General features: G+C 67.4%; 21 protein-coding genes, 1 tRNA gene and 4 pseudogenes. 7 read left to right on the top strand and 19 right to left on the bottom strand.

Going from position 1 to position 24,225, the window contains the following annotated elements; genetic code table 11:
- Positions 1 to 54 precede the first annotated feature (54 nt).
- Together scpA and ABFB10_RS16870 are read right to left on the bottom strand one after the other, a co-directional pair.
- Complete coding sequence (scpA, locus tag ABFB10_RS16875) at positions 55 to 2,193, bottom strand: methylmalonyl-CoA mutase (RefSeq protein ID WP_347167386.1); 2,139 nt, start codon at positions 2,191 to 2,193, stop codon at positions 55 to 57.
- Entirely contained in the window at positions 2,129 to 3,091 is a 963-nt protein-coding gene (locus tag ABFB10_RS16870) for a hypothetical protein (RefSeq protein WP_347167385.1), read from the bottom strand. The genes scpA and ABFB10_RS16870 overlap by 65 nt, the downstream gene beginning before the upstream one ends.
- A 148-nt stretch (positions 3,092 to 3,239) precedes the next feature.
- Here ABFB10_RS16870 and ABFB10_RS16865 point away from each other — a divergent pair, with 148 nt between their 5' ends.
- Positions 3,240 to 3,710 (top strand): DUF4174 domain-containing protein, encoded by a 471-nt coding sequence (locus ABFB10_RS16865; protein ID WP_347167384.1) that lies wholly within the window; start codon positions 3,240 to 3,242, stop codon positions 3,708 to 3,710.
- Positions 3,711 to 3,717: 7 nt separating this feature from the next.
- Here the strand turns inward: ABFB10_RS16865 and ABFB10_RS16860 are convergent, their stop codons facing one another.
- From ABFB10_RS16860 to ABFB10_RS16825, 8 genes and pseudogenes are all read right to left on the bottom strand, one after another.
- Complete coding sequence (locus ABFB10_RS16860) at positions 3,718 to 4,347, bottom strand: hypothetical protein (protein ID WP_347167383.1); 630 nt, start codon at positions 4,345 to 4,347, stop codon at positions 3,718 to 3,720.
- Positions 4,348 to 4,422: 75 nt separating this feature from the next.
- On the bottom strand, positions 4,423 to 4,800 hold the full coding sequence (locus tag ABFB10_RS16855) for a hypothetical protein (RefSeq protein WP_347167382.1): 378 nt from the start codon (positions 4,798 to 4,800) through the stop codon (positions 4,423 to 4,425).
- 4 nt (positions 4,801 to 4,804) lie between these two features.
- Positions 4,805 to 6,806 (bottom strand): annotated as a pseudogene (locus ABFB10_RS16850) (acetyl-CoA carboxylase biotin carboxylase subunit).
- 153 nt (positions 6,807 to 6,959) lie between these two features.
- Positions 6,960 to 7,160, bottom strand: coding sequence for a hypothetical protein (locus tag ABFB10_RS16845; protein ID WP_347167381.1), 201 nt, complete (start codon positions 7,158 to 7,160; stop codon positions 6,960 to 6,962).
- 331 nt (positions 7,161 to 7,491) lie between these two features.
- Positions 7,492 to 7,851, bottom strand: coding sequence for a hypothetical protein (locus ABFB10_RS16840; RefSeq protein ID WP_347167380.1), 360 nt, complete (start codon positions 7,849 to 7,851; stop codon positions 7,492 to 7,494).
- Positions 7,852 to 7,929: 78 nt separating this feature from the next.
- Complete coding sequence (locus tag ABFB10_RS16835; RefSeq protein ID WP_023849477.1) at positions 7,930 to 8,070, bottom strand: hypothetical protein; 141 nt, start codon at positions 8,068 to 8,070, stop codon at positions 7,930 to 7,932.
- A 214-nt stretch (positions 8,071 to 8,284) separates the two neighbouring features.
- Positions 8,285 to 8,590 carry a DUF6497 family protein gene (locus ABFB10_RS16830; protein ID WP_347168049.1) on the bottom strand — a complete coding sequence of 102 codons (306 nt, stop codon included), beginning with the start codon at positions 8,588 to 8,590 and terminating at the stop codon, positions 8,285 to 8,287.
- Positions 8,591 to 9,192: 602 nt separating this feature from the next.
- Positions 9,193 to 10,728 (bottom strand): annotated as a pseudogene (locus ABFB10_RS16825) (acyl-CoA carboxylase subunit beta).
- 187 nt (positions 10,729 to 10,915) lie between these two features.
- On the opposite strand from ABFB10_RS16825, the gene ABFB10_RS16820 reads away from it, so the two are divergent.
- Genes ABFB10_RS16820 through ABFB10_RS24235 form a run of 3 tightly spaced genes read left to right on the top strand, consistent with a single transcriptional unit; the run spans position 10,916 to position 13,596 of the window.
- Positions 10,916 to 12,142, top strand: coding sequence for a multidrug effflux MFS transporter (locus tag ABFB10_RS16820; RefSeq protein ID WP_347167379.1), 1,227 nt, complete (start codon positions 10,916 to 10,918; stop codon positions 12,140 to 12,142).
- Positions 12,143 to 12,194: 52 nt separating this feature from the next.
- Positions 12,195 to 13,439: a helix-turn-helix domain-containing protein gene (locus ABFB10_RS16815; protein ID WP_430523028.1), complete on the top strand. Its 1,245-nt coding sequence runs from the start codon at positions 12,195 to 12,197 to the stop codon at positions 13,437 to 13,439.
- Entirely contained in the window at positions 13,339 to 13,596 is a 258-nt protein-coding gene (locus ABFB10_RS24235; protein ID WP_430523027.1) for a short-chain fatty acyl-CoA regulator family protein, read from the top strand. The genes ABFB10_RS16815 and ABFB10_RS24235 overlap by 101 nt, the downstream gene beginning before the upstream one ends.
- A 78-nt stretch (positions 13,597 to 13,674) precedes the next feature.
- Here ABFB10_RS24235 and ABFB10_RS16810 read toward each other — a convergent pair whose 3' ends face one another.
- The 5 genes and pseudogenes from ABFB10_RS16810 to ABFB10_RS16790 all read right to left on the bottom strand — a co-directional run bounded on the left by ABFB10_RS16810 (position 13,675) and on the right by ABFB10_RS16790 (position 17,566).
- A complete protein-coding gene (locus ABFB10_RS16810) occupies positions 13,675 to 14,271 on the bottom strand; it encodes an N-acetylmuramoyl-L-alanine amidase (protein WP_347168048.1) in 597 nt (198 codons plus the stop codon).
- Positions 14,272 to 14,348: 77 nt separating this feature from the next.
- Positions 14,349 to 15,080 (bottom strand): hypothetical protein, encoded by a 732-nt coding sequence (locus tag ABFB10_RS16805; protein WP_347167378.1) that lies wholly within the window; start codon positions 15,078 to 15,080, stop codon positions 14,349 to 14,351.
- Positions 15,081 to 15,111: 31 nt separating this feature from the next.
- Positions 15,112 to 16,595: pseudogene (gene gatA / locus ABFB10_RS16800) on the bottom strand (Asp-tRNA(Asn)/Glu-tRNA(Gln) amidotransferase subunit GatA).
- On the bottom strand, positions 16,595 to 16,882 hold the full coding sequence (gene gatC, locus ABFB10_RS16795) for an Asp-tRNA(Asn)/Glu-tRNA(Gln) amidotransferase subunit GatC (protein ID WP_347167377.1): 288 nt from the start codon (positions 16,880 to 16,882) through the stop codon (positions 16,595 to 16,597). The pseudogene gatA and the gene gatC overlap by 1 nt, the downstream one beginning before the upstream one ends.
- A 33-nt stretch (positions 16,883 to 16,915) precedes the next feature.
- Complete coding sequence (locus ABFB10_RS16790; RefSeq protein ID WP_347167376.1) at positions 16,916 to 17,566, bottom strand: ceramidase domain-containing protein; 651 nt, start codon at positions 17,564 to 17,566, stop codon at positions 16,916 to 16,918.
- A 379-nt stretch (positions 17,567 to 17,945) separates the two neighbouring features.
- Here ABFB10_RS16790 and ABFB10_RS16785 point away from each other — a divergent pair.
- A pseudogene (locus ABFB10_RS16785) lies at positions 17,946 to 18,639 on the top strand (metal-dependent hydrolase).
- Positions 18,640 to 18,962: 323 nt separating this feature from the next.
- On the opposite strand, the gene ABFB10_RS16780 reads toward ABFB10_RS16785, so the two are convergent.
- Positions 18,963 to 19,544 carry a hypothetical protein gene (locus ABFB10_RS16780; protein WP_347167375.1) on the bottom strand — a complete coding sequence of 194 codons (582 nt, stop codon included), beginning with the start codon at positions 19,542 to 19,544 and terminating at the stop codon, positions 18,963 to 18,965.
- A gap of 105 nt (positions 19,545 to 19,649) precedes the next feature.
- On the opposite strand from ABFB10_RS16780, the gene ABFB10_RS16775 reads away from it, so the two are divergent.
- Together ABFB10_RS16775 and ABFB10_RS16770 are read left to right on the top strand one after the other, a co-directional pair.
- The gene (locus ABFB10_RS16775) at positions 19,650 to 20,654 is read left to right on the top strand and encodes a hypothetical protein (protein ID WP_347168047.1); all 1,005 of its coding nucleotides are present in this window, start codon (positions 19,650 to 19,652) and stop codon (positions 20,652 to 20,654) included.
- Between the two features lie 281 nt (positions 20,655 to 20,935).
- Positions 20,936 to 22,081 carry a beta propeller repeat protein gene (locus tag ABFB10_RS16770; RefSeq protein WP_347167374.1) on the top strand — a complete coding sequence of 382 codons (1,146 nt, stop codon included), beginning with the start codon at positions 20,936 to 20,938 and terminating at the stop codon, positions 22,079 to 22,081.
- Between the two features lie 246 nt (positions 22,082 to 22,327).
- Here ABFB10_RS16770 and ABFB10_RS16765 read toward each other — a convergent pair whose 3' ends face one another.
- The 3 genes from ABFB10_RS16765 to ABFB10_RS16755 form a co-directional block, all read right to left on the bottom strand.
- Positions 22,328 to 23,386, bottom strand: a complete 1,059-nt coding sequence (locus ABFB10_RS16765) for an FAD-dependent monooxygenase (RefSeq protein WP_347167373.1) — start codon at positions 23,384 to 23,386, stop codon at positions 22,328 to 22,330.
- 89 nt (positions 23,387 to 23,475) lie between these two features.
- Positions 23,476 to 23,700 carry a hypothetical protein gene (locus ABFB10_RS16760; protein WP_347167372.1) on the bottom strand — a complete coding sequence of 75 codons (225 nt, stop codon included), beginning with the start codon at positions 23,698 to 23,700 and terminating at the stop codon, positions 23,476 to 23,478.
- Between the two features lie 389 nt (positions 23,701 to 24,089).
- A tRNA-His gene (locus ABFB10_RS16755) sits at positions 24,090 to 24,166 on the bottom strand.
- Positions 24,167 to 24,225 lie beyond the last annotated feature (59 nt).

The following is a 24,225-nucleotide window of genomic DNA, read 5'->3' as shown; positions in this document are numbered from 1 at the left end:
TCCGGGGGCTGGCCCCCGGCCGGTCGCCCCGCGCAAGCGGGGCGAAACACCGTCTCAGGCCGCTTCCGAGCGTGCCGCCCGGATCAGCTTCAGGATATCCAGCGCCGCCTCGGGAATATTGGTCCCCGGGCCGAAGATCGCCTTGACCCCGGCCTTGTAGAGGAACTCGTAGTCCTGCTGCGGGATCACCCCGCCGCAGATCACGATGATATCGCCCGCGCCCTCGGCCTGCAGCGCCTTGACCAGTTGCGGCGCCAGCGTCTTGTGGCCCGCCGCCTGCGACGAGATGCCGATGACATGCACGTCGTTGTCGATGGCGTCCTGCGCCGCCTCGGCCGGCGTCTGGAACAGCGGGCCCACGTCGACGTCAAAGCCGATGTCGGCAAAGGCCGTGGCGATCACCTTGGCGCCGCGGTCGTGGCCGTCCTGCCCCATCTTCACCACCAGCATCCGCGGGCGCCGGCCCTCGTCCTCGGCGAAGGCCTCCACCGACTTCTGGATCGCGGCAAAGCCCTCGTCGCCCTCGTATGCGGCGCCATAGACACCCGCCAGCGTCTTCACCTCGGCGCGGTGCCGTCCGAATTCCTTTTCCATTGCCATGCTGATCTCTCCGACCGTGGCCCGTGCGCGGGCGGCCTCTACCGCGGCTTCCAGCAGGTTGCCGCCCTCCCGCGCGCGCCGTTCCAGCTCGGCCAGCGCCGCGTCGCAGGCGGCCTGGTCGCGCGTCGCGCGGATCTTCTCCAGCCGCGCCACCTGCGCGGCGCGGACCTTGGCGTTGTCGATATCGAGGATGTCGAGGTCATCCTCCTTTTCCAGCCGGTACTTGTTGACGCCCACGATCACGTCGGTGCCCCGGTCGATATCGGCCTGCCGCTTCGCCGCGGCCTCCTCGATCCGCAGCTTGGGCATGCCGCTCTCGACGGCGCGGGTCATGCCACCCATCTCGTCGACCTCTTCGATCAGCTTCCACGCGGCCTCGGCCAGATCGTGGGTCAGCTTCTCGACGTAATAGGACCCGGCCAGCGGATCGACGACCTTGGTCACACCGGTCTCTTCCTGCAGGATCAGCTGGGTGTTGCGCGCGATCCGGGCCGAGAAATCCGTGGGCAGCGCAATCGCCTCGTCCAGCGCGTTGGTGTGCAGCGACTGCGTCCCGCCCAGCACCGCGCTCATCGCCTCATACGCCGTGCGGATGACGTTGTTGTACGGGTCCTGCTCGGCCAGCGACACGCCCGAGGTCTGGCAATGCGTCCGCAGCATCTTCGAGCGCGGGTTCTGCGCGCCGAGATCGGTCATGATGCGGTGCCACAGCATCCGCGCCGCGCGCAGCTTGGCCGCCTCCATGAAGAAGTTCTTGCCGATGGCGAAGAAGAACGACAACCGCCCCGCGAACTTGTCGATATCCATGCCCGCCTCGGTCGCGGTCTTCACGTATTCCTTGCCGTCCGCCAGCGTGAAGGCCAGCTCCTGCACAAGGTTCGCGCCCGCCTCCTGCATGTGGTAGCCCGAGATCGAGATCGAATTGAACTTCGGCATCTCGTTCGAGGTATACTCGATGATGTCCGAGATGATCCGCATCGAGGGCGCCGGCGGGTAGATGTAGGTGTTGCGGACCATGAACTCCTTCAGGATGTCGTTCTGGATGGTCCCCGACAGCACCGCGCGCGAATGGCCCTGTTCCTCGCCGGTGACGATGAAGCTCGCCAGCACCGGGATCACCGCGCCGTTCATGGTCATCGAGACGCTGACCTGATCCAGCGGGATGCCGTCGAAGAGGATCTTCATGTCCTCGACGGAATCGATGGCCACACCCGCCTTGCCGACATCGCCCTCGACCCGGGGGTGGTCGCTGTCATAGCCGCGGTGGGTGGCCAGGTCGAAGGCCACGGACACGCCCTGCTGCCCCGCCGCCAGCCCGCGCCGGTAGAAGGCATTGGATTCCTCCGCCGTCGAGAACCCCGCGTATTGCCGGATCGTCCGGGGACGGCCCGCGTACATCGTCGCCTTGACGCCCCGGGTGAAGGGCTCCGCCCCCGGCAGGCTGCCCATGTGCGGCAGCCCCTCGGTGTCGGCGGCGGTATAGAGCGGCTTGACCTCGATCCCCTCGAGGGTCTTCCACGTCAGGTCCTCAAGCGCCTTGCCGCGCAGTTCCTTCTCGGCGATGCGGCGCCAGTCTTCGGGCAGATCGGTCATGTCCTTGTCCTTTGTCTTTCAGGCCCGCCGCCGGATGTATTCCCGGTCTTGCGGGCGCTTCCTCTTGTCTCAGGCTCGCCAGCCCGTCCGCCCCCGACATCAGCCAGAAGAGGTCGTCGGCATAGCGTTCGCGCAGCTCCGCCACCTGTGCGGCGTCGAAAGGTTGCCAGCGCGGGCCATCCGCCCGCAGGGCTCCGCCGTCCTGCCCGCGCCCGGCAAGGCAGGCGCGCAGGGTCGCAAGGTCGGGGCGCCGGTTGGCCCAGAAGGTCCCGGCGCGCAGCGGCATCCGGTCGGTCCGGCCGGTCATGGCCGCAAGCAGCCGGTCGGGCCGGTTGCCGTATGTCTCGAAGGCGGTCACGACGATCTCGGAGCCCGGGCAGGCGCAGGCGATATCGGTCACCACATGGCGCCAGCTGCGTGCGCTGCCCGCGATGCGCGCGACATGCTCCGGCGCCGGAACCGCCTCGCCGCGCGGGATCAGCCAGGCCATGCCGGAGGCCCACCAGGCGTCCAGCGACCGGATCTGAAGCACGATGCGCCGGGGCTGGCAAAAGGCCTGCGACAGCCGCGCCAGACGTTCCCCCGCGTCGTGGTACAGCACGCCCCGCCGCAGGCAGCGCCGGGGGGTGCCAAGCATGTTCTCGTCCGAGACCACAAGCGCGCCAAGGCCGTGCCGCTTCGCGCGGGCAAGGTTCAGCCCCAGCCGCCCGGCGCGGCGCGCCGCCGCCTGCGCGCTCTGGCGCGGGTCCGCGATGCCGTTCAGCAGGCCCGACCGCGTGCGCCACGGCCCCCAGAACCCGATACCCGCCGCCTGCAGCCCGGCGCGATGCGCGCGCAGCCAGTGCTGAAAGCTGGTGGAGCCGGTGCGATGCGCGCCGAGATGCAGAATGACGTCCATGCTCTTCGATCCTTTCGCCGCGGCGACCGGCGCCGCCGTGCCGCGAGTGTCGGGGATCGGGGTGAGCGGGCGGTTAAAGATAAAATTTTCGCGCGGGCGGGCGGTGGCGGACTGTGCAGAACGCCGGGGGCGGCTTATATCTTGCCGTATGAACAAGCATTTCCGACTATTCGCGGTGGTGACACTGGGCCTCTGGGCCGGGATCGGCGCCGCGCAGGGGGCCGAGCAGGACGTCACCGTCCCGGAGCCGTTCGAGATGATCCGCTCCGCAGCCGAGACCACGCTGGACGACTGGATCTGGCTGCGGCGCCCCATCGTGGTCTTCGCGGACAATGCCGCCGACCCCCGGTTCGTGCAGCAGATGGCCTTGCTGACAGAACGGCTGGATGCGCTGGAAGAGCGCGACGTGGTGGTGATCACCGACACCGACCCGGCGGCGCGCACCGCGGTGCGGCAAAAGCTGCGGCCACGCGGCTTCGCCCTGACGATCATCGCCAAGGACGGCACGATCATCGCCCGCAAGCCCTCGCCCTGGTCGGTGCGCGAGATCACCCGCTCGATCGACAAGCAGCCGCTGCGCCAGCAGGAGGTCCGCGAGCGCCGCGACGCGCTGCGGTAAAGCCCGCTCAGACGGTGCCGCGCAGGAAGAAGGCGATGGGCAAAGGCCGGTACAGCAGCAGCGCCGCATCGCGTCCGGGGTCGTAGACCAGCACCGTGTCGGGCGAGGCGAGAACCATCGCGACATCCATCCTGAAGACCTCTGACATGCAGCCGCGCGCCGGGCCGACCACCGCCGAGACAAGGCCCAGACCGGTCGGCAGGGACAGCGACATCAACGCCTCGGAAATCGCATTGGGCGAGGCCCCGGGGATTTCGAAGGCCACCGCCTGCCCCTTCTGCAAGCGCGGCAGCGCATCGCGCACCGAGGACACCCGGACCGGCCCGCCGGTGGTGCGCAACTGGTCCGAAATCACCTCGAACGAGGCGGCGGTGCAGGTCGCGGTCGATCTGAAATCGCGCGTCTGGGCCAGGAAGACGAAGCGACCGACCTCCCTGCGCACCGCCTCTTCCCGGTCCAGCGGCAGGCAGCCCGCCAGCAGCGCAAGGCCACAGGCCCCCGCCAGCCAGTCGGCGCCCAGCCCGCGGCCCGCGCGGAAGGCCCTTGCCGGAACCGGCCCGCACCGCAACAGCGCCTTGCCAAGGGCCTTCGCCCCCGCCCGCCAGCAGGCCGCCCATTGCATCAAGACGCGTCGCAAGGCCCTTCCCCCCGTGGTTGTCCACGAGGGAAAGGCTAGCGCAAGGGCCTTGCCAAAGGGTTTCCGGCAGCGGGCTCATTCCTCCCATTCCTCGGGTCGAAACGACAGCCAGAGGCCACCGGCGAGGAAGAGAAGCAGGTAGATCAGGACGCTGCCCTCGGTCGGTGTGGCCACCTCCCAGTAGATCAGCGCGAAATAGCCCAGCATCGTGGCGATCAGCAGCCCCGGCCCGATCAGCTTCAGCACCGGCCCGGCCGCCATGTCCAGCAGCAGGCAGACCAGCGCCGCCCAGACCAGGTAGCCCAGCGTCAGCCCCGCCGCGGCGACGGCAATCACCGCCGGTGCCCCGCCCGGCGCCAGCACCATCAGCCCCGAGGCCACCACCGCCGACACGATCATGCCGGCCAGAAAGGCCAACCCGTGAAAGAGCCAGATGCGGAGGCCGCGGAGCATGATGTCACTCGAACTCCATGATGACGTCGTCCACCGCAAGGCTGTCGCCCGCCCCGGCGTTGATCTTCGACACCACGCCCCGGCGTTCGGCGCGCAGGATGTTCTCCATCTTCATCGCCTCGACGGTGCAGAGCGCCTGCCCCTCCTGCACCTCGTCGCCCTCGGCGACATTGACCTTCACGATCAGCCCCGGCATCGGGCAGAGCAGCAGCTTCGAGGTGTCGGGCGGCAGCTTCTCGGGCATCAGCTTCGCCAGTTCCGCCTGGCGCGGAGAGCGCACGTGGACCTTCATGTCGGCCCCGCGGGTGCGAAGGCGGAAGCCCTGCACGATCTTATCGACCTTCAGCACCAGCGCCGCGCCGTCGACGGTCATATGCGCAAGGCTGTCGCCCGGCGTCCACGCCCCCTCGACCCGATGCGTGGTGCCGTCCTCGAAGCGGACGGTGGAGCCGCCCTGATCGGCCTCGACCGTCACCGCGAAGTCCTGCCCCTGAAGCCCCACGACCCAGTCCGAGCCGACCCGGCGTTCGTGGTTGTCGAGACGGCCCGAGACCCGCGTGCGCCGGATCTCGGCGACGCGGTTCATCGCCGCCGCCGCCGCCGCGACGGGCTTCAGCTGGCTGTCGTCCAGCGTCACGCCCTCGAAGCCCTCGGGGTATTCCTCGGCGATAAAGGCGGTGGTCATGTCGCCCGAGATGAACTTGGGGTGATCCATCACGGCGGCGACGAAGGGCAGGTTGTGACCGATGCCCTCGACCTCGAAACTGTCGAGCGCGCGGCGCATGGTCTCGATCGCCTGCGCGCGCGTGGGCGCCCATGTGCAAAGCTTGGCGATCATCGGGTCGTAGTACATCGAGATCTCGCCGCCCTCGTAGACGCCGGTGTCGTTGCGCACGACGCCCTCGCCCAGATCGCCCTCGGCGGGCGGACGGTAGCGGGCCAGCCGCCCGATGGAAGGCAGGAAGTTGCGATAGGGGTCTTCGGCGTAAAGCCGGTTCTCGATGGCCCAGCCGTCGATCTTCACGTCGTCCTGGGTGATCGACAGGGCCTCGCCATTGGCGATGCGGATCATCTGTTCCACGAGGTCGACGCCGGTGATCAGTTCCGTCACCGGGTGTTCCACCTGAAGACGGGTGTTCATCTCGAGGAAGTAGAAGTTCCGCTCGCCATCGACGATGAATTCCACGGTGCCCGCGCTGGCGTAGTCCACCGCCTTGGCCAGCGCCACCGCCTGCTCGCCCATGGCCTTGCGCGTGGCCTCGTCGAGGAAGGGGCTGGGCGCCTCTTCGACGACCTTCTGGTTGCGGCGCTGGATCGAGCATTCCCGCTCGTTCAGGTAGATGCCGTTGCCATGGCTGTCGCACAGCACCTCGATCTCGATGTGGCGCGGCTGGGTGACGAACTTCTCGATGAAGATCTCGGTCGTCGCCAAAGCTGCTGGCCGCCTCGTTCTTGGACGATTGGAAGCCCTCACGCGCCTCCTCGTCGTTCCAGGCGATGCGCATGCCCTTGCCGCCACCACCGGCGGAGGCCTTGATCATCACCGGATAGCCGATCTCGCCGCTGATCTTCACCGCCTCGTCGGCGTCCTCGATCAGGCCCATGTAGCCGGGCACCGTCGAGACGCCCGCCTCCTTGGCGATCTTCTTCGAGGTGATCTTGTCGCCCATCTTCTCGATGGCGCCGACCGGCGGGCCGACGAAGGCGACGCCAGCGGCCTCCAGCGCCTGCGCGAACCCGGCGTTCTCGGACAGGAAGCCATAACCCGGATGCACCGCCTGCGCGCCCGAGGTCTTGATCGCCTCCATGATCTTGTCGATCACGATATAGGACTGGTTGGCGGGCGGCGGGCCGATGTGCACCGCCTCGTCCGCCATTTCGACATGCAGGGCGTTGCGGTCGGCGTCCGAATAGACGGCGACCGTCTTGATGCCCATCTTGCGGGCCGTCTTGATGACGCGGCAGGCGATTTCGCCCCGGTTCGCGATCAGGATCTTGTCGAACATGTCAGTCCCTTCGTCTTCCGCGCCTTGGGGCGCTGTTGTGCAACGACAAACGCCGCCCGAAGCCTGTGCTTCGGACGGCGTTGCATGGATATGGGGCGAGACGCCGTCAGCGACGGCGCACCCTCTGTTCCGGCGCGCGGGCCGGCTGTCAGGTCAGCGGCAGAGCTGCGGCGTGACGTCGTCGCAGACCACCCCGGCGAGGCCGCCAACCGCAGCGGCGCCCGCCACGTTGCCGCCGGTCGCCATGGCCGCGCCACCCGCGATGCCGGCACCCAGCGCGCCGCGCTCGAGGTCGGTGCCTTCGCAGGCAGCAAGGGCGGTGCAGGCCGTAAGGGCGATGATAAGGGTACGCATTGTCTCGACTCCGTGTCAGTTTCTTGGCCACTCTCCTGCGGCATCTGCCATGGCAACGCCAGCGCATTGTAAACCGTTCCATGGCTTTCCGCCGGGTCAGGCGGACATTGGCCGATGGGACAGGGAGAGAGGTGGGGCGGCTGGTTCGGGGAAACGTCCAGCCGCCCCGATGGGGAGTGGGCACGAAGGGAACAAGGGGCCGAAAACGCGCCCCAAACCGTACCCGGGACAAGGTTTACCCTGCGTCCCCGTGCAGCAAAGCGATTTGTGCAACCATAGGCAGCACCCTGCCCAAGGCTTCGCGGGATTGGCAAGAACACGCTTATTGCGCCTACCATTCCTCTGCCTCCTCGAAGGCCTCGGGGAAGGAGACCCGGGCCACCGCCTCGTCGATGATCAGAAGCGAGTCGTAGCTGGCGGGGTCGAAGGGATCGTCATAGGGTTTGACCTCGCGGCCAAAGAGCCACGACAGCCTGCCCGCATCCGGGTTCCCGCGCTCGAAGGGCTCGGTCCCGAAATGCTGCCAGAGCGCCTGCATGAAGGCGGCATCGGCGCGCTTGTCCGCCGGACGGCGATCGCGATACCGCTCCAGCTGCTTCAGCGCAGTGACGCCCTTGGGATTGGCGCGACGGATGACAAAGTGGAAATCGGTGCCGGACAGGCGTCCGGGAAAGCCGCGGTGCTTCAGCATCCCCTGCCCTCCTGTGTTTCGAGGGCCCGCGAGGGGAGGAAAATCGGGACGGGCGCGAACGTCCGTCCCGATAGGTTCTTACTTGTACTTGCCGGTGTAGACGGGTTCGACCGTGATCGGCTCGGGGTCGACCACGACGTACTCTTCTTCCTGCTGTGCGCATGCGGCAACGCCGGCTGCGACTGCAAAAAGGGCAAGAAGCTTGATGCTCTTGGACATCTCTTACTCCTGTCAGTTTCTGCGAAACCTGCAAAGCGCGTGCGCCCTGCCTGTCCCCATTTCGAGGTAACGATTGCTTGGGTGCAATCGACGCTCAAACTACCTTGGCCTTTTGGAAAAAGATATGCAAGCCGATGCAAGTCCTGAAGCTGTGACTCGAAAGCCTCATATGGTTTTCCACATGAAAGACGCCCCTCAAGATATTGTGCAAGCATCAGAATACCTCCCAGATGCAGAGGTTATCCTCGACGCGATAACTCTCGAAGAACTGACGGACCTCTGGCGACATCACGCCGAAGTCCAGTTTTTCGGACATCAGCGAGACGATGATACGCTCGGGTGACCGTCCGTCATGCTGCAGTTGCGGCAGGGCATGGGTGGCGCAGAGCACCTCCATGTCCTGCGCGACAGCGGTGAAATCGACGGATTCCTCATCCAGCGCGGGCGCGATGTAGCGGTATCGCCAGGTCGGTGATTCGTCGATGCGATCCAGATAGTTGACGACCAGCCCCGAGGGCAGGGAAACGTACTGCCGCTTCCTGCGCGGAAAGATCCGGCGCGGGCAGGCAAAGCGTCACTGCAATCAGGGCAAGTTTGGCGCAGCCCCGACACCCGAAGGCTCCTCCCGTCGGGGCTGCTGAACCCGCGGGCGCGCCCGGGGTGGTGTTCCGTGCTGCCGTCATCGAGGACAGCGGAATTGAGGCACGCCGGTTCATGACGTGCGCTCCCGCGCCCAGGACAGCCATCGTTCCCGATTGGCGGGATTGTCCAAAAGCGCTGAAATCCTGGACCCAAGGGTCGATGGTGCGTACCGCGTTCAACCGCCCACCTGCGACCAGACTAAGACCTTGGTCGCACTGCGAGACTTCTATCACGGGTGAAAAACCACGCAAGTGCTTTAATTCTCTCCACAGATCTTGACGCACCTGCAAGGCGATCCGCCTGCGATCTCGCAATCGGCAGACGTGTTTCCGCGCAGATATCGAAGCGCGGCGGCCAGTGCCGGGCAAGGACATAGCGCCCCGCCGCGGCGGATCTGTACCAGCCGTTGCGGCGGCCCGGGCGGGCGGTCGGCGCACCCTGCCCCGCGATGCTGTCGGCCTCAGCCACCATGGTCGATCCTCAGAGCGGAATGTTGTCGTGCTTCTTCCAGCGGATCTGTCAGCTGCTTGTTGCGCAGCATGGCGAAGGCCTTGGAGACACGGCGACGGGTGGACTTGGGCTGGATCACCTCGTCGATGAAGCCACGCTCGGCGGCGACGAAGGGATTGGCGAAGCGATCCTCGTATTCCGCCGTATGGGCGGCAATCTTCTCGGCGTCACCCAGATCGGCGCGATGGATGATCTCGGTCGCGCCCTTGGCGCCCATCACCGCGATTTCCGCCGTGGGCCAGGCATAGTTGACGTCGCCGCGCAGGTGCTTGGACGCCATCACGTCATAGGCACCGCCATAGGCCTTGCGGGTGATCACCGTCACCTTGGGCACCGTCGCCTCGCCGTAGGCGAACAGCAGCTTCGCCCCGTGCTTGATGACGCCGCCGTATTCCTGCGACGTCCCGGGCAGGAAGCCGGGCACATCCACGAAGGTCAGGATCGGGATCTCGAAACAGTCGCAAAACCGCACGAAGCGCGCGGCCTTGCGCGACGAGTCGATGTCCAGACAGCCCGCCAGAACCATCGGCTGGTTCGCCACGATACCAACGGTCTGGCCTTCCAGCCGGATGAAGCCGGTCACCATGTTCTTGGCGAATTCTTCCTCGGATCTCGTAGAAATCGCCCTCGTCCGCGACCTTGGTGATCAACTCCTTCATGTCGTAGGGCATGTTGGGGTTGTCGGGGATCAGCGTATCGAGGCTGGTCTCGATCCGGTCCACGTCGTCGAAGAAGGGCCGCACCGGGGGCTTCTCGCGGTTGTTGAGCGGCAGGAAATCCACCAGCCTGCGCACCTCGGCCAGTGGCCTCGACGTCGTTCTCGAAGGCGCCATCGGCAACGGAAGACTTCTTTGTATGGGTCGAGGCGCCGCCCAGTTCCTCGGCGGTGACGACCTCGTTGGTCACGGTCTTCACCACGTCGGGGCCGGTGACGAACATGTAGGACGAATCCTTCACCATGAAGATGAAGTCGGTCATCGCCGGGCTGTAGACCGCCCCGCCCGCGCAGGGGCCCATGATCACGGAGATCTGCGGCACCACGCCCGAGGCCATGATATTGCGCTGAAAGATCTCGGCATAACCCGCCAGCGCGTCCACGCCTTCCTGGATGCGGGCGCCGCCCGAATCGTTCAGCCCGATCACCGGGGCGCCGTTCTGCACCGCCATATCCATGATCTTGCAGATCTTCTGCGCATGGGTGGCCGAAACCGAACCGCCCAGCACGGTGAAATCCTGGCTGAAGACATAGACCATGCGCTCGTTGATGGTGCCCCAGCCGGTCACCACGCCATCGCCGTAGGGCCGGTTCTTCTCCATGCCGAAGTCGGTGCAGCGGTGGGCGACGAAGGTGTCGTATTCCTCGAAGCTGTCCTCGTCGAGCAGAAGCTCGATCCGCTCGCGCGCGGTCAGCTTGCCCTTGGCGTGCTGCGCGTCGATCCGCTTTTGCCCGCCGCCAAGGCGGGCGTTCTCGCGGCGGTCCTGCAATTCGTGGAGAATGTCTTTCATCTGGCGCCCCTTTCGGTTTGGCTGGAAAATACAGGGGAATGCAGCGGCCTCAAGAACTATCCGGCAAATTTGCAAATCCGGCGAAGTTGGCGCTGTGGAAATTGCAAAGCAGCAAAATGATGCGCAGGGCATGTTTTTCCGCCGCTAAGGTTGGACAAAACAGCGGAATGCTCTTACCGCTGAACACATGAGTTCACCAAGCCCCGTGCGGTTCCTGGACCGCTCTACCCCGCCCCATATCTCGACGCTTGTCCTTCTGGCAGGCATGTCGGCGCTGACGATGAGCATCTTCCTCCCCAGCCTGCCGGACATGGCGGCCTGGTACGAGGCGGATTACAGTCTCTTGCAGCTTTCGGTGACGGTGTATCTTGCGGCCAACGCGCTGCTGCAGATTGTCGTTGGGCCGATTTCCGACAAGATCGGGCGGCGCCCGGTGATCCTTGCGGGGCTGGCGCTGTTCTGTCTGGCCACGCTGGGCTGCCTGCTTGCGACGAATGTCTACGTCTTCCTGCTGTTCCGCATGCTTCAGGCGGTGGTCACCGTCGCCATGGTTCTCAGCCGCGCCGTCGTGCGCGACATGGTCCCCGCCAACGAAGCCGCCTCGATGATCGGCTATGTCACCATGGGCATGGCGGTGATTCCCATGGTCAGCCCGGCCATCGGCGGCTACCTCGGCGACGTCTTCGGCTGGAAGGCCAGCTTCTGGCTGATGCTGGGCCTCGGGCTTTTCATGATCTGGCTGGTCCGGAGCGACCTCGGAGAGACCGCGGCCAAAAGCGGCCTGACCCTGTCGCAGCAATTCTCGCAATACCCCGAACTCTTCCGCTCGCAGCGGTTCTGGGGCTATGCGCTGGCCTGCGCCTTTTCCTCCGGGGCCTTCTTTTCCTTCCTCGGCGGCGCCCCCTACGTGGGGTCCGAGGTCTATGGCCTGCCCTCGACCGTGATCGGCTACTATTTCGGCGCGCCCGCCATTGGCTACATGCTCGGAAACTACCTGTCCGGGCGCTATTCGGCCCGCGTCGGGATCAACCGCATGGTGCTGATCGGCGCGGTGGTCGTGTCGGGCGGCATGACGGTCACCATGGTGCTGTTTGCCATCGGCGGCGGCTCTGCCCTGATCTTCTTCGGCTCCATGACGCTGGTGGGCCTCGGCAACGGGCTGACCATCCCCAATGCCACCGCGGGCTCGCTGTCGGTGCGCCCGCATCTGGCGGGCTCGGCCTCGGGGCTGGGCGGGGCGATCATGATCGGCGGCGGCGCGGCGCTTTCGGCGCTGGCAGGCGCGATGCTGCAACCGGGCAGCGGCGCATGGCCGCTGCTGTGGCTGATGTTCGCCTGCGGCGTGGCCTCGGTTCTGGCGATCGCGCATGTCATGGCACGCGAGAAGCAGCTCGGGGGGCTGGACGCCGCCTGAGCGACATTGCAAAGTCGCCCCGAAGGCTTCGCAAAGATGCAAAGGGACGGATATGCCGCCGCAAAAGCTTTACGCGGGCGCCAAGCTGCGCGACATCCGCGGCCGCCTTGGCCTGACACAGAAGGACTTCGCCGCGAAGCTGGGCATCTCGCTGCCCTACCTGAACCAGATGGAGAACAACAACCGCCCCGTTTCAACGACGGTGGTGCTGGCGCTGGCGCAGGAATTCGGCTTCGACGTCACCGAACTGGGGCAGGGCGATGCAGAACGGCTGGTCAGCGACATGCGCGAGGCGCTGGCCGACCCGGTCTTCGGCGAAAGCACGCCGCAGCTGGCGGACCTGCGGCTGACCGCCTCGAACGCGCCGGTTCTGGCGCGGGCCTTCCTGGCCCTGCATCGTGCCTACCGACAGACCCACGAAAGGCTCGCCTCGCTGGACGAGGCGCTGGGGCGCGAGGGCACGCAGCTGCAACCCAGCCCCCGGGAAGAGGTGCGCGACTTCTTCCACTACTGCGACAACTACATCGATGCGGTGGATCGCGCGGCAGAGCATTTCGCCCGGCTGAGCGAGGGGGAAAGCGACATCCGCAGCGCCGCGCTGGAGCGGCTGGCGGCACGCGGGATCACCACGCGGCTGGTGCGCGCGACGCCCCTGCGGGTCTACGACAGCGAAAAGCAGGAGATCACGCTCTCGGCGCTGGCGACCAAGGAAACGCAGACCTTCCAGCTTCTGGTGCAGGTCGCGCTCCTGCGGCAGAACCAGCTGCTTGACGCGACGCTGGACCTTGCGCGCTTCCAGTCCGAAGAGGCGCGCGCCATCGCCAAGCTGGGATTGGCCAACTACTTCGCCGGGGCCGCGATGATGCCCTACAAGGCCTTTCTCGCCGCCGCGCAGGAAACGCGCCACGATCTGGAGCTTCTGGCGGCGCGCTTCGGCGCCTCGATCGAACAGGTTGCCCACCGGCTTTCCACCCTGCAGCGGCCCGGCGGCAAGGGCGTGCCCTTCTTCTTCGTGCGCGTCGATCAGGCCGGCACCATCACCAAGCGCCACTCTGCCACGCGGCTGCAATTCGCGCGCTTCGGCGGCGCCTGCCCGCTGTGGAACGTCCACCGCGCCTTCGAGACGCCCGAGCCGCTTCCTGCGGCAACTGGCCGAGACGCCGGACGGGGTGCGTTACATCCTGCTGGCGCGGGACGTGTCCAAGACCGGCGGCCATTTCGGCGCGCCGGTGCGGCGCTACGCCATTGCGCTGGGATGCGAGGTGCGCCACGCCGCCGGCCTCGTCTATGCCGATGACATGGACTTCACTCGCGCCGCATCCTTCGAACCCATCGGCATCTCCTGCCGGATCTGCGAACGCACCCATTGCCACCAGCGCTCGGTGCCGCCGCTTGAAAAACACCTCTCCATCGACCCGGACCGACGCGACACCCTGCCCTACCGGCTGGAATAGCGCGCCCGGCTCCCGCAGGCGGCCAAGAGTTTTCGAAAACTCTTGGCAAATTTCCTCGAAGAAATTTGGTCCCGCGCCTCAGCGGGCGGGCCAGCGCGCGGCGAGGTCGGCGGCAAGCGCCCGGTCCCTGTCCTCCAGCGCGCCCCTGGCCATGGGCCGGAACCGCAGGCGGAAGGCGCACAACACTTCCTCTGCCCCGGCCTGCGCGCTGTCATAGCCGAACCGCGCGCAATCGCGCAGAAAGTCCCCGGGGCTGGCGGGTGTCGGCCAGACCGAAAGCCCCCGCCGCGCCAGCCTGTGCCAGTCGAAGCGCGGGCCCGGGTCGATCTTGCGCGCGATGGCGGTGTCGGAATGGCCGACGACCCGCTCCGGCGGGATCGACCAGCGCGCCAGCATCGGAGCCAGCAGGCCTTCCAGCGCGCGCATCTGCGGTTCGGGAAAGGGATGATCGCCTCGGTTCGCCAGTTCGATCCCGATGCTGTGGGAATTCACGTCCCGGACCGCGCCCCAGGCCCCGGCCCCGGCATGCCGGGCCCGGCGCTCTTCCTCGACCATCTGCCAGGTCCGGCCGTCTTCGGCGATCAGGTAATGCGCCGAGACCTCGACCTCGGGCGCGCAGAGCCGCGCCCGCGCCGCCTCTGCCGACTGCATGGCGGTGTAGTGCAGCACGACCATGTCGGGGGCGGTGACCCCGCGGCGCTCGCCGTGGTTCGGCGAGGGATGCCGGGGAACCCCGGTGCCCGGCACGCGGTTCAGCCGCCGCGCACCGCGCGGAAGGGGGCCGGGTTCCAGCTGCAGGCAAAACCGTCACCGTCCGGGTCCATGCCCTTCCGGTCCTTTTCCGGGCCGCCGCTGGCGAGGAAGTCTTCCTGGGCAAGATCGGACGAGGCGTAAGAGGCGCAGGCGCGTTGGTACTTGGCCTCGGCATTGAAGCCGCCGCGCTTGTACAGCGCGGTGCCGACCGGGTTGGTCGTCTGCAGGGCGAAGGCCACGATGTTCGGACGGTTCGAACCCTCGCGGGTCGGCAGCGCCTCGGGGGCGACCACCTGGTACTGCGCGCGATTCTCCGCGATCAGGCGGGCGTCGTCGTCGATATCGCGCTGTGCGGCGACCGCGTCGAAGTCGTTCTCGCCCGAGATGCCGCGCGCATTTTCCACGATCGCCGGCGCCGCGTTGGACGGCGAGGCATTCAGCGGCGCCACACCGGAATTGGCCGCCGCCGCCGCGATACGCGCGTTGGAGTCGGCCACCGAGTCGGCCTCGCTCAGGGCACCGCCGCTGACCGCGGGGGGCGCGGCGATGGTGGTGGCGGACGCGGTGCCGTTCAGCCGCGCCTCACGCTCCTTATGGTAGGACTGGTAGCTGTCGTAATCCGAAAAGCCGACGCCCTGCCCGCGCTCCGCGACCCCCGCACCGCTGTCGGGCATCGAGGGGTCGCACGCCATGAGGGCCAGGCTGGCCACGCCGCAGATCAAGTAACGCATGAGGGTTCCTGCCAGAATGTTAACGGGCGCCTTACCACCATTTCGCCGGTTTGGAAACAAATCCAGCCGCGCGTTCGAGGGCATAGGCGGTATTCAGCAGGTCGCCTTCCTCCCACGGATCGGCTCGATCAGTTGCAGCCCCAGCGGCAGCCCCTGCTTGTCCAGACCGGTGGGCACGGCAATGCCCGGCAGACCGGCAAGGTTGACCGTCACGGTGAAGACGTCGTTGAGGTACATCTTGACCGGATCGGCATCCTGCATCTCGCCCAGGCCGAAGGCGGCGGAGGGCGTGGCAGGCGTCAGGATCGCGTCGACGCCACGGGCAAAGACATCCTCGAAGTCCTTCTTGATCAGCGTCCGCACCTTGCGCGCGCGGTTGTAATAGGCGTCGTAGAAGCCCGCTGACAGCACGTAGGTGCCCACCATCACGCGGCGCTGGACCTCTTCGCCGAAGCCCTCGGCGCGGGTCTTTTCATACATCTCGGTGATGCCGTCCCCCTGCCCCAGCTTGGCGCGGTGGCCGTAGCGCACCCCGTCGTAGCGGGCGAGGTTCGACGAGGCCTCTGCCGGGGCGATCACGTAATAGGCGGGCAGCGCGTATTTCGTGTGCGGCAGCGAGATATCGACGATCTTGGCGCCCGCATCCTGCAGCATGGCGCGGCCCTCGGCCCAGAGCGCCTCGATCTCGGCGGGCATGCCGTCCATGTGGTATTCCTTGGGAATCCCGATGGTCTTGCCCTTGATGTCGCCGGTCAGCGCGGCCTCGAAATCCGGCACCGCGAGGTCGACAGAGGTGCTGTCCTTGGGGTCGTGCCCGCACATGGCGCGCAGCATGATCGCCGCGTCGCGCACGTCCTTGGTCATCGGCCCGGCCTGATCCAGCGACGAGGCAAAGGCCACGATGCCCCAGCGCGAGCAGCGCCCGTAGGTCGGCTTGATGCCGGTGATGCCGGTGAAGGCGGCGGGCTGGCGGATCGAGCCGCCGGTGTCGGTGCCCGTCGCGCCAAGGCAGAGGTCGGCGGCCACGGCAGCGGCAGAGCCGCCCGACGATCCGCCCGGCGTCAGCTGCCGGTCGTCCGTCTTCCACGGGTTCACGGCATTGCCGTAGACGCTCGTCTCGTTGCTGCTGCCCATGGCGAACTCGTCCATGTTCAGCTTGCCCAGCATGACCGCGCCCGCGTCGAAAAGCTGGCTGGTGACGGTGGACTCGTACTCGGGCCTGAAGCCTTCGAGGATCCCCGAGGCCGCCTGAGAGGCCACGCCCTTGGTGCAGAACAGGTCCTTGATGCCCAGCGGGATGCCGCAGAGGTCGGGCGCCTCGCCCGCCTTCAGCCGCGCGTCGGCCTGTGCGGCCATCTCGCGCGCGATCTCGGGCGTCTTGTGCACGAAGGCGTTCAGCGCATCGGCGCCCTCGATGGCGCCAAGGCAGGCCTCTGTCAGCTCGGCGCTTGTCACGTCACCCTTGCGCAGCGCGTCGCGCGCCTCGGCGATTTTCAGTTTCGTCAGTTCGCTCATCACTCGACCACCTTCGGAACCGCGAAAAAGCCCTCGCGCGCGTCGGGCGCGTTGGACAGCACCTTGGCCTGCTGGTTGCCGTCGGTGACGCCGTCCTGCCGCCGCTTCAGCCGCATCGGGGTGACCGAAACCATGGGCTCGACGCCCTCGACGTCGACTTCGTTCAACTGCTCGATGAAGCCGAGGATGTCGTTGAAGGCAATCGCCAGCTCGGGCAGCTGGTCCTCTTCCACCTTGATGCGGGCGAGTTTCGCCACGCGCGCGGCGGTCTCGATGTCGATCGACATGGGGGCCTCTTTCGCTGAATGTCGGTTGCGGCTTTACCGCCCCGCGTCGCGGGTCGCAAGCCTGTGGCGGGTCCAGACGTGGATCATCCAGCCCAGCATCGCCGCATTGAGCAGGTGCCACAGGAAATGCGTGCCCAGCGGCCAGAGCGCGCAGAGCGGTTCGTCAAGGATGCGCGCGGTCAGCGAGACCAGCAGGATACCGGCCCCGAGGGCAAGGCCCCGCGCGGTCTGCGGGGCGCGCCCGGCCAGCAGCGCGGCGTAGATCAGGATGAGCAGCGGCACCGGCATGTAAAGGGCAGAGCCGCCGATGCCGGGGATCATGCGGAACAAGGGCGCGGTGGCGGCGGCGAAGGGGAAGAAGAGCAGCGTCAGACCGGCGGCGGGCCGGGTCCCCAGCCGCCAGAAGTCCCGGTTCGCGGCGAAGATATACAGCAGCACGAAGACCAGGATCGGCAGCGTGTCCGCCAGCCCCGCCCAAGGCTGCGCAAGGGTGTGGAAGAGGAACGACCCCACACCGATGATGAAGAGCACCGCCGCCAGCACCCGGCCCAGACCGAAGGTCCGGCCCCACATGAACAGCGCCACCAACAGGAAGGCGGCGTTGGTCGCGGCATTCACCGGCTCCGCCCAGAAGGCGGCGTCCAGCCTTTCGCAATACCCGTCGACGGGGCGTGTCCAGTCCATCCGTCCCTCGTCGCAGGCGATCGGCTCGATTGCCCGTGAGGTAGGCCCGCCTGTCGGACCAGACAAGACGCAGGCTTCCCGGCACGGCACCCCGCCGTTGACGAACGGCGCGGCGGTCCGGTGGTGTCCCGCTCGTCCGGTGTTCTCGCAACTGCCCGGACGCGCCGGTTGTGCGACGGTCACCGGGACGCGGGCGGGCCGTCCCGGCGGGACCGGGGATGCGGGGGCGCGCCCCCTCCTCTCCCGAATGCGCCGCCGCGGCGGCTGCGGGCATCGCGGAACCGGCGCCCCGGGCCTTCACCCGACGCGATTGCCTGACGGCACTGGCCAATCCGCGCCCCGCCGCTACCCTTCGGCCAGACAACACGGGAGTCCCACAATGAACATCCTCTGGCTTGGCCACGGCAGCTTTCGCATCGAAATCGGCGGAGAGGTCCTGCTCATCGACCCATGGATCGACGGCAACCCGATGATGGAAGGGCAGGATACCGAGGCCGCCCTGAAGGGCGCCACGCAGATCCTCGTGACCCACGGGCACGGCGATCACACCGGCGGCGTCGCCGATCTGTCGAAGCGGACCGGTGTGCCGGTGAACGCCATCGTCGAACTGGCCGGTGCCCTCACGGCGCAGGGCGCAGTCGAGGGCCACGCCTTCAACAAGGGCGGCACGGTCCGGTTCGGAGAGGTCGCGGTCACCATGGTGCCCGCCTCGCATTCCTCCTCGATGCCGGTCGACGGCACGGCGCGCTACATGGGGATGGAGACCGGGTTCATCATCTCCGGCGAGGGCCACACGATCTACTTCTCAGGCGACACGACGATCATGGCCGACATGGACTGGATCGGCGCCTACCACAAACCCGACATCGGCATCCTGTCGGCGGGCGGCTACTACACCATGGACATGAAGGCGGCAGCACTGGGCTGCGAAGCGGTACTTCGACTTCAAGACCGTGATCCCCTGCCACTACCGCACCTTCCCGGCGCTGGAGCAATCGGCAGAGGCCCTGACGCGCGGCCTGCCCGGCGTCGACGTGATCGAACCGCAGGTGATGCAGGCGATCACGCTGTAGGGGGACGCGCGGCATAGGCGCACCCGCGCGGCCCATGCGGATCGGTTGCCCCGTCGCGGTGCGGCGGGGCTTGCACCGCACCCACCCGGCAAGGGGCACCGGGTGATGGCAAGGGATCCGCTGTGTCACCAGGCGACGGTGCGCTTCACTGGCTGAGGAGTGGCTGCTGCCGCAGCCTTACCTCGCTGACCCGCGAGACGGGCAACCACCCCGCAGGTCGGTGGCGCGACCGCCCGCGCTTCACTGGCTGCCGAGTGGCTGCTGACCTTCTGCTGCGCAGAAGGCAGCCTTGCCACGCTGACCCGCGAGACGGGGCTCGCGGGTCAGGGAATCATCGCACCCTGGCGGTTGAAGGTCGCCCGCTCCACCGTCAGGTCATCAAAGATCAGCTCGACCGTCACCGTCTCGATGGACCCCAGCGGGTAGCCGCGATAGGGCAACCCGTCGTCCGGCAGCATGGCATTGGGCACGTTGGTCTCTTCGTGGCAGTCCGGCAGCGGCCAGGGCTCGGGCGCGGCGCCGTTCACGCCGTAGTGCAGCGCCACCAGCCCGCAGCGCCACGACCAGATATGCGTGACATAGACCAGATCCTGCCCGTTGAACTCCCGCACCGCGATCCAGTTGGCCCGCGTGGCCGCCATGATCGGCTTGACCTCGACGGCGGTGGTGAAGCGCCCCGTGGCGACCTGCTGTTCCGCCTCGTAGGGCAAGGGCGCGTCCGCCTCGGCCACCGGCGGCTCGTAGCCCGGCGGCGCCTCTTCCCCGCCTGTCACCGGCGCCTTCTCCTCGACCCCGGCGACACGCGGCTTCGCCACCTCTGTCGGGATCGGCGCGCCACCGTCCATTGCCTCCAGCCGTGCGCCGCCAGTCGCCAAGGCAATCACCACCAAGAGAAAATCGAGCATGCCGCTCTCCTTCATAAAAATCCCCGCAGGCCCGCGCGCGGCAAGGCTTTCAGCCCTGCGCCGTCCCGCCTATAGTGCCCGGCAAAAGCCCCGAGCAGCACCATGATGGCACGCGACAACCCCGCCCCTCAAACCGTAAATCTGATGATCGTCGGGCAGAACGGGCGGCTGGCCTACGAGGCGCTGCTCTTCGCCGCCTCGCTGCGCGCCCGCACCACCGGCCCGCGTTTTCGCCTGTTTGTCGCCGAGCCGCAGCCCGGTGATATCTGGGACAATGACCCGCGCATCCGCGACGCCGACCTGCGCGCGCTGCTGCAAGAGATGGGCGCCACGCTGCTGCCCTTCGAAAGCCGCCACTTCGGCCAGTCCTACCCCTACGGCAACAAGATAGAGGCGCTCTTGGCCCTGCCCGAGGGCGAAGCCTTCGTCTTCTTCGACACCGACACGCTGGTGACCGGCGACCTCTCCGACGTGCCCTTCGACTTCGACCGGCCCACCGCCTCACTGCGGCGCGAAGGCACCTGGCCGCAGCCAGAGCTTTACGGGCCGGGCTATACCGAGACCTGGAAGGCCCTCTACGACCGCTTCGGTCTGGACTTCGACAGCTCGCTCGACCTGACGCAGCCCGACGAATACTGGCGCCGCTACCTCTACTTCAACGCGGGCTTCTTCTTCTATCGCTGCCCCCGCGCCTTCGGCCAGCGCTTCCTCGACTACGCCCTGTCGATCCGCGACGACACGCCCGAGGCGTTGGTCTGCCAGAGCCTCGACCCCTGGCTCGACCAGGTCGCCCTGCCGCTGGTGATCCACAGCTTCGGCGGCGGGCGCGACAGCCTGCCCGAGGGCCTGCTGGACTACCGGGTCACCTGCCACTATCGCACCCTGCCGCTGCTCTACGCCCGCGAGACCGACACCGTGGTGGCCCTGCTCGAAGAGATCGCCGCCCCCAACCGCCTGAAGAAGGTGCTGAAGCAATACGAACCCGCCAAGCGCATGATCTACCAGGGCCGGGGTGCCAAGGTTCGCGCGCTCTTCGACCGGGACGACCTGCCGCGCCGCGAACAGGCGATCCGCAACCGCATCAAGCGCGAAGGCTTCTGGATGCGCTGAGCCCCCGACCCCACCTTCACCCCGGGCCCTCGGCCAAAGGGACCCCACCAAACCCCACCGCCACAGACACTGCACAGGGCCCCTGCTTCTTCTTGGCCCAAATACCTCTTCCGCCGCCGCCCCCCGCGCCACGTCGCCCCCAAAGCGACCCCGGGGACGGCGAAGGGCGCCGGCCCACGCGCCCGACCCCGTGCCGCGCCATTCCCCGCGCATTCCCGAACAATCCCCACCGCCGACAGGCAAACCCGTGCTAGGCTCGCCCTGAAACAGGGAACCATGCCATGTCGCAGCACACGACCGTTCTGGCGGGCACCACCAAGGGCCTCTTCCTCCTCACCTCCGACGACCGCGTCACCTGGTCCGTCTCCGGTCCGCATTGCGGCGGCTGGGGCATCAACCACGCCATCGGCGATCCCGTCAGCGGCAGCCTCTGGGCCTGCGGCGGCGGCGACTTCTTCGGCGCGGGCGTCTGGCGCTCCACCGACCGGGGCGCCACATGGACCCTGACCAAGCTCGCGGACGGGCAGATGGACGACTGGGCGCGCAATGACCCCGAGGCGGCGAAGGCCTTCGGCGTGACCCCCGCCGATCCCGCGCCCTTCTCGGGCCGGATCGAGAACCTCTGGTCGCTCGCCCGCGCGGGCCATCGCCTCTACGCCGGTGCCAAGCCCGCGTCGCTCTTCACCTCCACCGACGAAGGCGAGACATGGGCGGCGGTCGACAGCCTCACCGACCACCCCTCGGCGGACACCTGGCAGCCCGGCGGCGCGGGGCTGACCCTGCACAGCATCGTCACTGCGCCCGACGCACCCGACCGGATGTGGCTGGGCATCTCGGCGGCGGGCATCTTTGCCACCGAGGACGGCGGCGCAAGCTGGCAGCGCCGCAATCGCCTGTCCAACGCAGAGGCCTGCGCCCAGCACAGCCACCCCGCCGGCCCCTCGGGCGGCGAAACCGGCCATTGCGTGCACAATATCGCGCGCGGCGGCGACCTGCTTTACCAGCAGAACCACTGCGGCGTCTTCCGCTCGCGCGACGGCGGGCGCAGCTGGGACGAGATCACCGCGGGCCTGCCCTCGACCTTCGGCTTCCCGGTGGCGGTCCATCCGGGGAGGCCAGAGACCCTCTGGACCCTGCCGCTGAACGGCGACATGCAGGGCCGCTTCCCGCCCGACGCCGCCGCCGCCGTCTGGCGCTCGCGCGATGCGGGCGACACCTGGCAGGCCTGCCGCAGGGGCCTGCCGCAGGACAACTGCTATTTCACCGTGCTGCGTCAGGCCATGGCCACCGATACCGCCGCGACGCCCGGTCTCTACTTCGGCACCAACAGCGGCTCGGTCTTTGCCTCCACGGACGAGGGCGACAGCTGGGCCGAGATCGCCCGGCACCTGCCCACGGTGCTCTGCATCGAGACGCTCTCGCAATAATCGCGCCCGCGTCTTCTCTGGTCCCTCAAATACCCTCGGGGGAGCGCAGCGGGGGCAGAGCCCCCTGCAACACCAGCGTCAGCACGCCCCGCTCTCCAATCACCATAAAACAATTACTCAACTTATTTCAATCACCTAACGACAATTTCTCATGCAAAACACGAAGCCCATCCACAGCCGCGACCCAGACCACCCGCACGGACCGAAGCAGATCCCGGACGCTCAGGACCCGGCGCAACGGCGGCCCTACCGGGTGTTGAAGAGTTTCAACAGAACGCTCGGCGGGATCGACCGCATTAGCCCGTTTCGGAACCGCGCCATGACCGGGTGCTGCCACTGCCGCATCCGCCCCATGCGCCGCGAGCGCGCCACCAGCGAGGCCGTCCGCTCCTGTCCCTGCCGCTCGTAGGCGCGCAGGGCCTGCGGCACCGTTGCCGCCGCGACGACGCATTCCGCAAGGCACAGGGCGTCCTCGATGGCCTGACAGGCACCCTGCCCAAGATCCGGCGTCATGGGATGCGCCGCGTCTCCCAGCAGCACCGAGCGCCCGTCGCTCCACCGCGCCAGCGGTTGCGTGTCGTAGACCCCGCTGCGCACAAGATCCTCGGCCCGGGTGGTCTCAATGACGCTCCGCACCGGATCGGGCCACCCGGCGAAGGCACACAGGGCCTCGGCACGATGGGCCGGACCGACCGGACCGCCCGCCTCCGCCGGGCCATTGCGGCTGCCCGACCAGTACACGAGGTCGCTCCCGATCGCGAAGATCCCAAAGCGGCTGCCACGCCCGAAGAACTCGCGGTAAAGCCCTTCGGGAAAGCTGCCCCCGGGCAGGCGCGCCACCCCGCGCCATGTCATCCATCCGAGGTATTGCAGCGGATCGGTCTCCAGCATCTGTCCGCGCAGGCGCGACCGCATGCCGTCGGCGGCCACCAGCATGTCACCCTCAACCACCCCCCGGCTGGTCTGCGCGACCACGCGGTCCGGATGGTTTTCATAGGAAAAACAAGTGATTCCGGCGCAAACCTCAACTTCCCCAAGGGCATCCAGAAGCACCCTGCAAAGATCCGCCTCGCGCAGGCAGATCAGGGGGTGTCCGGTCCGCGCCTCGATCGACGACAGGTCGACCTCGGCCAGCGGCTTGCCAGACTGGTCGAAGACCTCGCCCTTCAGCAAGGGCCGTGCATGGGCGACGATCTCCTCTTGCAGACCCAGCCGCTCCAGTTGCCGCAGCGCATTGGGCCAAAGCGTCAGCCCGGTTCCGCCCGTCCCCGGCCTGTCGTTGCACTCAAGCAGGCAAATCCTCATCCCCAGTGCGCCGCAGCGCGAGGGCCGCGGTCAGCCCGCCGATGCCGCCGCCGACGATGATCGCCCCGGCCATGGCGCAGCCCCCCGTTTCAGGCGCCCCGGACCACGGCCCGGCGCTTGCGGAAGGCCATGAGATCCGGCGCCGACACGCGGTCGAACCACGCCCCGGCCCCGGCGGTCGGGCGCAGGATGGCGCGGACATCCGAACGCATGCCCCCGGCCTCGCAGCCCTTCGCCCCACCACGACAGGGCGCTCGGGTGCGGGCACAGAGGGTTTTACGGGCGGCACGGTCCATCGCCTGTGTCACGGTCATGAGGTCTTCCCCGGACTCACTTTTTGACTGAATCGCTGTTCAATAAATCTACTTTCACGGGAAATTGTAACCGTGGCGCCCACGCCGTAACAAGGTCGGGATTTCCGTAATTCGGGAATTGGCCGCCTGAGCGCCGGATTCGGCTGCAATTTGATCATGGCTTGCCGGATCGCGATGCGGCCCGAACCGGCACGATGCCCGGCAGCCCCCGAACCGCGCGATTCCGCGTCCTTTCCATGACTCGCGGTGCACCGGCCCTTACCGTGTCGCGGCCCGCCCCCGGTGGCGACACTGGACCGTTCTGGCCCGCAAGGGCCCGGCCAAGCGGCTCTTTCGCTGCCTCTGCACGGTGCGGCAACGGTTTTTGGCGATGTCATGGGGGAGAAGAATGGTACCACCTCCCCGGCTCGAACGGGGGACCTCCTGATCCACAATCAGGCGCTCTAACCAACTGAGCTAAGGCGGCACCGGAACCCGAACAGTACACCCATTCGGATCGTGCGGCTAGTTAGCAAAGCAGAACCG

Origin of the sequence: Ponticoccus litoralis (assembly GCF_039769985.1) — a bacterium.
Lineage (GTDB): Bacteria > Pseudomonadota > Alphaproteobacteria > Rhodobacterales > Rhodobacteraceae > Ponticoccus > Ponticoccus litoralis.
The sequence above is the reverse complement of the archived record's forward strand: the minus strand, read 5'-3'. Positions and strand labels throughout refer to the sequence as shown.